Origin of the sequence: Rhodococcus sp. 66b (assembly GCF_002076325.1) — a bacterium.
GTDB lineage: Bacteria > Actinomycetota > Actinomycetes > Mycobacteriales > Mycobacteriaceae > Rhodococcus_F > Rhodococcus_F erythropolis.
This window is the reverse complement of record NZ_MUZB01000038.1, coordinates 1-6,970: the sequence shown is the minus strand read 5'-3', so window position 1 is coordinate 6,970 and position 6,970 is coordinate 1. Positions and strand designations below refer to the sequence as shown.

The 6,970-nt window shown below is 59.4% G+C and carries 9 protein-coding genes; 6 read left to right on the top strand and 3 right to left on the bottom strand.

Annotation, left to right across the window (positions count from 1 at the left end):
• Positions 1-314: 314 nt before the first annotated feature.
• The 3 genes from B0E55_RS31045 to B0E55_RS31035 all read right to left on the bottom strand — a co-directional run bounded on the left by B0E55_RS31045 (position 315) and on the right by B0E55_RS31035 (position 2,362).
• Positions 315-647 carry a cupin domain-containing protein gene (locus B0E55_RS31045; protein WP_007732991.1) on the bottom strand — a complete coding sequence of 111 codons (333 nt, stop codon included), beginning with the start codon at positions 645-647 and terminating at the stop codon, positions 315-317.
• A 179-nt stretch (positions 648-826) separates the two neighbouring features.
• Positions 827-1,507, bottom strand: a complete 681-nt coding sequence (locus B0E55_RS31040) for a hypothetical protein (RefSeq protein WP_080911168.1) — start codon at positions 1,505-1,507, stop codon at positions 827-829.
• A 159-nt stretch (positions 1,508-1,666) separates the two neighbouring features.
• Positions 1,667-2,362 carry a helix-turn-helix transcriptional regulator gene (locus B0E55_RS31035; protein WP_019749589.1) on the bottom strand — a complete coding sequence of 232 codons (696 nt, stop codon included), beginning with the start codon at positions 2,360-2,362 and terminating at the stop codon, positions 1,667-1,669.
• Positions 2,363-2,421: 59 nt separating this feature from the next.
• Between B0E55_RS31035 and fdxA the strand changes: the two genes are divergently transcribed.
• The 6 genes from fdxA to B0E55_RS31005 all read left to right on the top strand — a co-directional run bounded on the left by fdxA (position 2,422) and on the right by B0E55_RS31005 (position 6,774).
• Positions 2,422-2,796, top strand: a complete 375-nt coding sequence (fdxA, locus tag B0E55_RS31030) for a ferredoxin (RefSeq protein ID WP_007732994.1) — start codon at positions 2,422-2,424, stop codon at positions 2,794-2,796.
• Between the two features lie 9 nt (positions 2,797-2,805).
• Complete coding sequence (ctaD, locus tag B0E55_RS31025) at positions 2,806-4,551, top strand: aa3-type cytochrome oxidase subunit I (RefSeq protein ID WP_007732995.1); 1,746 nt, start codon at positions 2,806-2,808, stop codon at positions 4,549-4,551.
• Positions 4,548-4,994, top strand: coding sequence for a hypothetical protein (locus B0E55_RS31020; RefSeq protein WP_007732998.1), 447 nt, complete (start codon positions 4,548-4,550; stop codon positions 4,992-4,994). Before ctaD ends, B0E55_RS31020 begins: the two co-directional genes overlap by 4 nt.
• Before the next feature lie 30 nt (positions 4,995-5,024).
• Positions 5,025-5,435: a DUF952 domain-containing protein gene (locus tag B0E55_RS31015; RefSeq protein WP_007733000.1), complete on the top strand. Its 411-nt coding sequence runs from the start codon at positions 5,025-5,027 to the stop codon at positions 5,433-5,435.
• Between the two features lie 120 nt (positions 5,436-5,555).
• Complete coding sequence (locus tag B0E55_RS31010) at positions 5,556-6,044, top strand: molybdopterin-binding oxidoreductase (RefSeq protein WP_241896195.1); 489 nt, start codon at positions 5,556-5,558, stop codon at positions 6,042-6,044.
• A gap of 493 nt (positions 6,045-6,537) precedes the next feature.
• The gene (locus tag B0E55_RS31005) at positions 6,538-6,774 is read left to right on the top strand and encodes a hypothetical protein (RefSeq protein WP_007733004.1); all 237 of its coding nucleotides are present in this window, start codon (positions 6,538-6,540) and stop codon (positions 6,772-6,774) included.
• Positions 6,775-6,970: the final 196 nt, after the last annotated feature.

Sequence of the window (6,970 nt, the reverse complement as noted above, 5' to 3'; positions counted from 1 at the left end):
GCGGCCTGCAACATGGTGCCCATCGCTCCGTCGCCGATGACAACGCGCTGTTTCAGCGCATCAAGCAGGGCAGAGTTCAACGGGCCGGACGTGCCGCCGGTCATGGACTCCGAGGACATAGGGGCGATCGGAGCGTTGGTCTCGGATCGGTTCAATGCACTTACCTCACAGGTCGGTTGTCATCGACACGAGACAGCGCCGCAGACCCGCACCCAGAGAAAGAGCAGGGCACAAGTTCGGCAACTCGATCGTGATCGACAACGAAACAGAAGGATAACGGTCGAATCAGTGGCCGCAGAAGGCCGTCGATACTTTCAGATTGTTTTGGCGACGGTCAGCAGTACGCTCGAGGACTCCAACGCTTCGAGAGAATGCCGAGCATTCGGGACGATCAACAGATCGCCGGATGAGCCCTCCCACGCGTTTTCGGCTGCGCACAGGCGTACCCGACCGGTGAGCACGTAGACGGTCGCTTCCCCGGGGTTCTCGTGCTCGTCGAGCCTTTGCCCCGCAGCCAGCGCGATGACAGTTTGACGCAGGACGTGCTCATGGCCGCCGTACACGGTACGAGCGCTGCGGCCGCTCTTCGAGTTTTCCGCCTTGTCGGCGAGTTGGCGCGCTAGCGCTGTCAAAGACATCTTTTCCACGATGGTCGCTTTCTGTCATTTGTCCGGTGCCGTCGAGGGTTCACGTCGTTTTCGGCTCGTCGGCTACGAGGTTGCGAGCAGGTTTCTCTGGTGGTTGGTGTGTGTGCGGCATCTACACAGTCGTGATCGAAGTCCGCCCGGGATCATGTAGTTGTATCGGCATCGTGCACGAGGTTCCATCAGGCCTGTGTCGGGGGTTGCGGATGATCTCGTGTGGTGAGGAACTTCGCGGGGTCACTACCGGCACGAGCGCCGCTGCTGAGCCATCGGGCGAATCCTCGAGGATCGCGACGTTCGAGTTCGTCGAGGTAACGCTCGCGGGTACGCGCGAGGTGCAGCGCGTCCGGAGTCGGTGTCGATGGATCATGTTGCAGCGCCGCATAACTCACGCGCCAACATCGGCACAGAGCTTCGTTCGACAGGTCGCTGCAGTCCGGTAGCGGAAGAAGCGGCACCTCGACGGCGCTGGTGTGGATCAGAGGGCTTGTCGGCGAGCACGGGGGTGACTGGGTGAACTTGACCCTGCCGTGACAATAGCGGGACACCGGGGGAGAGGTGAGGGTCATCAGCAGTATCAGCGGTAAGGCAGCAGCGCCGGAGAGCGCGATCAATCCGATGACACCGGCCACGACTGCCGCCCACGTAGCGCCGTCTCGTAGCGCAATCGCCAGGAGGGTTCGCGGTGGTGGGGTAGCGCGAAGTGTGATCGGTCGCAACCAGGGTGAACCCGCTCCGATCAATACTGCGGCAATCATCGCCGATATCAGTACGTCGGCAGAGACGGTGAGGAATGCGACGATCCCCCCTGACGCGGTAAGGACCGCTGCGGCGACCCACCAGATGATGCGATAGATGCTCATGGGATGTAATCCCTTGCCGTGAGGAAGTGTCCAACTGTTCCTGTCTCGGTGCGGTCCGCGAAACGGCGAATAGGTGCGAGTACACCGGCGGTCCCACAACGAGCGGGGGAGGGGAATGCGACTGCGCGACAGCAACATCGATGTACACGATCCTGTGTGTCATTGCTGCTCCAGTTGTGCCAGGCACGTATGTGGGGTGTCCCAGGGGGTGAGCGTGCTCTCGATCTGGCGTGCGCCGAGTCGTGTAAGGACCCCGCGTATCAAGCCCAGGTGCAAGGAGCAGACAACGCCGGGGTTTTGTCGGGCGACGCTTTCGAACGGGCAGGCGTGCAATCGGATCCGCGTCGGTGATGTCGAGGTTTCGAGTTCCGGATCGAACCCCATCTCCGCGAACAAGGTGGTGACGACGAGCGCTGCTTCTTCTGTCGGCCGGCCGGTTCCGGAGGTTGCGCCGAGTTCGTCGCTCGCCCACTGTCTGCCCGCAGCCTCGGCGAGGTTCTCCGGGGTGCCGTCGCTCTGGCGTGCGAAGTGGGCCGCCAGAACGTGAGCCAACTTTTCGTATCCGGAGGTGGCGCCGACTCCTGACCCGAGTGCATTCTGTGCCCGGTAGAGCTGGCGTGGACGCCCACGGGTGACGTTGTGTTCGGTCTCCTTCGCGATCAGACCGACCTCGATCAGTGCGTTCAAGTGGAACCGAACTGTGGTCACATGCAGATCGCACAAATCGGCCAGTTCGGCGGCGGTCATCGATTCCGCGCCGGCTCGCAGGGCGTCCAGCAGTTGGACTCGGCGCCGTGACGCCAGTACTGCATGAGTACCGGCGCGTGCCGACCCTGTTCCTTTTCGTATCGCCATACTGTAAGACTTTAGAGGAAAGATGTCCTCGAAAATAGGCAGTGTCCTGGAGGCCGCTCATGACGTACGTGATCGCTGCACCATGTATCGACGTGATGGACCGAGGATGTGTCGAGGAATGTCCGGTGGACTGCATCTACGAAGGGGCACGGTCGCTCTACATCCACCCGGACGAATGCATCGACTGCGGAGCGTGCGAACCGGTCTGCCCGGTCGAGGCCATCTCGTACGAATCCGACGTGCCCGCCCGCTGGGAAGATTTCATCGACGACAACGCTCACTTCTTTCATCGTCTACTACCCGGAGCGGCCGAGGTGGTGGGATCTCCGGGTGGGGCCGCGAAGCGTGGTCGCGTCGGCGTCGATACGGAGTTGGTAGGCGGGTATCCGCACCCGGGCGATCCGGATGGCGGACCGCCGTTCGGCGAGCAGTGAGGGTGGCCCATGACTCCCGTTGTGACAGAACTCCTTCCTTCGCGGCCCTACCCGAAACGCCGGGGGTTCAAGGGCACGTTCCTCTATTCCGCTGCCACCACGACCGATCCAAAAAAGCTGGGCGTGATGTATCTGGTCACCTCGTTCGCCTTCTTCATGTTGGGCGGATTGATGGCCCTGCTGATCCGGACCGAACTTGCCGTCCCCGGTCTTCAGTTTCTCTCGAACGAGCAGTACAACCAGCTCTTCACCATGCACGGCACGATCATGTTGCTGCTGTATGCGACTCCGATCGTCTTCGGCTTCGCGAACTACATACTTCCCCTGCAAATCGGTGCACCGGATGTCGCGTTCCCGCGACTGAACGCGCTCAGCTACTGGCTGTACCTGTTCGGTGCGCTCATCACCGTATCCGGATTCCTCACCCCGGGCGGAGCCGCGGACTTCGGATGGACGGGATATACCCCGCTGACCAGTGCACTGCATTCACCAGGTGTCGGCGGAGATCTGTGGATCATGGGACTCGCACTGGCCGGCGTCGGGACCATCTTGGGCGGGGTCAACATGATCACCACCGTGATCTGTTTGCGAGCACCCGGGATGACGATGTTCCGGATGCCCATCTTCACGTGGAATGTCTTCATCACCATGATCCTGGTGTTGTTGGCTTTTCCTATTCTCACCGCAGCGCTGATGGGTCTGCTCGTGGACCGACACTTGGGCGGGCATCTCTTCGATCCCGCCACCGGTGGTGCGATCCTGTGGCAACATCTGTTCTGGTTCTTCGGGCATCCCGAGGTGTACATCGTGGCCATACCGTTCTTCGGGATCGTCTCGGAGATCTTTCCCGTCTTCTCCCGCAAGCCGATCTTCGGCTATGCCGGACTCGTCTACGCGACGATCGCCATCTCTGCGCTGTCGGCGGCAGTGTGGGCACATCACATGTTTGCCACGGGAGCCGTTCTGCTGCCGTTCTTTTCGATGATGAGTTTTCTCATTGCCATACCCACCGGGGTCAAATTCTTCAACTGGATCGGAACGATGTGGAAAGGACAACTGACCTTCGAGTCGCCGATGATGTTCTCGCTCGGATTTCTGATCACTTTCCTCTTTGGCGGTCTGTCGGGGGTGATACTGGCGAGCCCGCCCCTCGACTTCCACGTCACCGATTCGTATTTCCTCGTCGCGCACTTCCACTACGTTCTCTTCGGGACCATCGTCTTCGCCACATACGCCGGGATCTATTTCTGGTTCCCGAAGATCACCGGACGATTCATGAACGAACGACTCGGTAGGTGGCATTTCTGGACGACTTTCGTCGGTTTTCATACAACCTTTCTGGTTCAACATTGGCTCGGCGCCGAAGGCATGCCGCGGCGGTATGCCGACTACTTACCCTCGGACGGATTCACCACGCTTAACTCGATCTCGACGATCGGTTCGTTTGTTCTCGGAGCGTCACTGCTGCCGTTCGTGTGGAACGTGTTCACCTCGTACCGCTACGGAGAGGTCGTGACGGTCGACGATCCGTGGGGTTACGGAAATTCGCTCGAATGGGCAACAAGTTGTCCGCCGCCGCGGCACAACTTCACCGAACTGCCTCGGATCCGCTCCGAGCGTCCCGCGTTCGAACTGCATTACCCGCACATGGTCGAACGAATGAGGACCGAAGAACATGCAGCTAGAAGGAAGATTTCCACAGCCGTAGTGGAAGGACCGAACTCGATCCCGTCCAGTGAGGTCGATGGCCTATGACCGAAGCGGCACGCTACGCGCAATTAATCTTGCCGGTCTTTTGGCTCGGGATGGTCGCTGCGATTTCCTTCCTGGAAGCACCGATCAAGTTTCGCGCTCCCGGAGTGAGCCTGGCCATCGGGCTCGGGATCGGCCGCAAGGTTTTCACCGCGCTGAACGCGGTGGAGTTGGTTCTGGCACTGATATTGCTGGCATCTTGCGCGGTCGCGAAACCTGCCGTCCCCGCGTTGACGTTCGTTGTACTAGCCGTGTCGGTGCTCGTTGTTCAGGTTGCGGCGATCCGACCACGGCTGAGTGAACGGTCAGACCGAATCCTTGCCGGAGAAGTCTTACCTCGTTCGAGGACACACGTGGTGTACATCGCTTTCGAGTTGGTGAAGGTCGTGTTGTTGATCAGTGCGATCATCTCCCTGTTCCAGGTGTTGACCGCATGTCTTCACTGACACCCGGACCACTTCCACGAAAGGTTCCCGATGAACGAATGCATTTTTCACATAGCCCTTGCTGATGACTGGGAAGGCGCTCAACGATTCGGAGAATATGAAGGATCAACCCGCGCAAAGACTCTCGATCAGGTTGGCTTCGTCCACGCTGCCACTGCAGGGGATCTCGAGAATGTTCTCGCGACAGTGTACGGAGACCTCCGACTTCCACTGGTAGTGGTAGTTGTCGATCAGGATGCTCTCCTTGCAGCGGGGGTCTCGATCAGGTGGGACGAGCGCAACCCATCACCTCCTGGTGCAGACACACGGGTTCCCCGGATCCTCGGAGCAATACCGTTGGATCCGGACATCGTCCTCGATGTTCTCCCGATCGACGAAGTCGGCGGGGAATGGGTCGTTCCCGACATGTCCGCATATACGCTCCGAGATACGACGCGGTAGCCGACAAAACTCAGGTAAGCCGACTTTCCGACCAATAGTGATGAGCAGGGTCAGGTCCTCGAACAATTTTTGCACGCCAGTTACCTAGCCGGTGTCACCTACAGCGTTTGGATGTAACCGATGGTTGACTCCACCGATCCGTCTACAGCGCCGAGAGCGGACCCCGATGCCGTGCGGACTCCTACTGTGGCGCAAAGCTTCCGCACGCAATTGATCCCAGGCGCGGACGTCGTCGACCCTGTCACCTGGGCGGGTTCGGTGCCATATGCCACCGGCATCACACCTCGTATGCGCATCGGCCACAGCAAGCGGTTCAACCTGCTCTGGCTGCTCCCTATCGGATTCGTCGTCCTGATCGCGACAATGGCTGCGGCACAGCACTTGCGTGGGTTGTCGTCGGTGCAGGTGTTCATCGAACAGCACCTCGGAGTCGGCGAGGTCCGCCCAGGGGAAACGTCTGCCCTTCCTGCATGGTTGGGTGCGCAACACTTTCTCAATCTGTTTCTGATGGTCTTCATCATCCGGTCGGGCATACAGGTTCTCACCGACCACCCTCGGCTGTACTGGACCCGGCACAGCACTCCTGGCCGGGAGTGGTTTCATATCTAAAAGCCTGTTCCTGCCGATCCCTTGCGGACAGCGCGCGACGGACCGAACCGTGCAACATGGGGCCGATGCCTACACGTGCGATCTCAAGCTCGACTGTTGATAAGTCGCTCGACGCAAAAGTGTACGACGGTCTTCGGCGGCAGACCGATTCCAGATCGAGTCCCCACAGCCGTTACACCGTCGACAGTTGCCGTTTGGGTGCGATGTAGGTGAGCGAACCGTGGATAGCTTGGGGTTAGCGATAATCCGGATTGAACTGTTACGGTGAGTTACTTGAAAGTTGTTCGTTCTTCATGAGGTCGGGGCCGAATGGAGCTCCACCAGCAATGAAACTATGTAGCACAGTGCTTTTCCGGAACGAAAGTCCCTGTACATTATTTGTCCGTCGTTGCGTTCGACGCATCGAGCTGTCTCACCGAGATCCGATCGATGCTTGCGGGATCATTGCAGTGCCATTCCGTACGGCCGCAATCAGCGTTAAGACGGTGACGCCATGACGAGCAGATGTCGGCGCGAAGCCGCATTGCTCGCCGTGTTTCTGGCACAATTCGAACCCGTAGCCGGGGGACAGAAACCGACCGTCACTCGCCTCACCGCCCGTGAGATCGACCAATGGCGAGAGGACTACGAGCAAGCGCTGCAATGGTCAGCTGCAACGAGTTTCAGCACGAACGACGTCGCCAACCTCAAGGAAATGCGTCGACGGTACGGATTTACCTCCGTCCTCTGAGAGTGCACTACGGGACGATGTGCTCGACTCGACCTTTCGGCAACAAACCAATATTGCACGGTCGGTGCCGCTTCACAGCGTTCTCGACCATGTCGACGTGGTGCGTTGGGCCTTCGTTTGAGATCCCCCTCACATAAATAGTCATCTCAGATGCGAATTATGTAGGTTCAGATCATGCAACTGACGCAGTTCACCG

Excerpts from the sequence above, each read along its gene's own strand:
- B0E55_RS31040 (WP_080911168.1), bottom strand. The coding sequence starts at position 1,507 with ATGAGCATCTATCGCATCATCTGGTGGGTCGCCGCAGCGGTCCTTACC.
- B0E55_RS31035 (WP_019749589.1), bottom strand. The coding sequence starts at position 2,362 with ATGGCGATACGAAAAGGAACAGGGTCGGCACGCGCCGGTACTCATGCA.
- B0E55_RS31010 (WP_241896195.1), top strand. The coding sequence starts at position 5,556 with ATGGTTGACTCCACCGATCCGTCTACAGCGCCGAGAGCGGACCCCGAT.
- B0E55_RS31015 (WP_007733000.1), top strand. The coding sequence starts at position 5,025 with ATGAACGAATGCATTTTTCACATAGCCCTTGCTGATGACTGGGAAGGC.
- B0E55_RS31020 (WP_007732998.1), top strand. The coding sequence starts at position 4,548 with ATGACCGAAGCGGCACGCTACGCGCAATTAATCTTGCCGGTCTTTTGG.
- ctaD (WP_007732995.1), top strand. The coding sequence starts at position 2,806 with ATGACTCCCGTTGTGACAGAACTCCTTCCTTCGCGGCCCTACCCGAAA.
- fdxA (WP_007732994.1), top strand. The coding sequence starts at position 2,422 with ATGACGTACGTGATCGCTGCACCATGTATCGACGTGATGGACCGAGGA.
- B0E55_RS31005 (WP_007733004.1), top strand. The coding sequence starts at position 6,538 with ATGACGAGCAGATGTCGGCGCGAAGCCGCATTGCTCGCCGTGTTTCTG.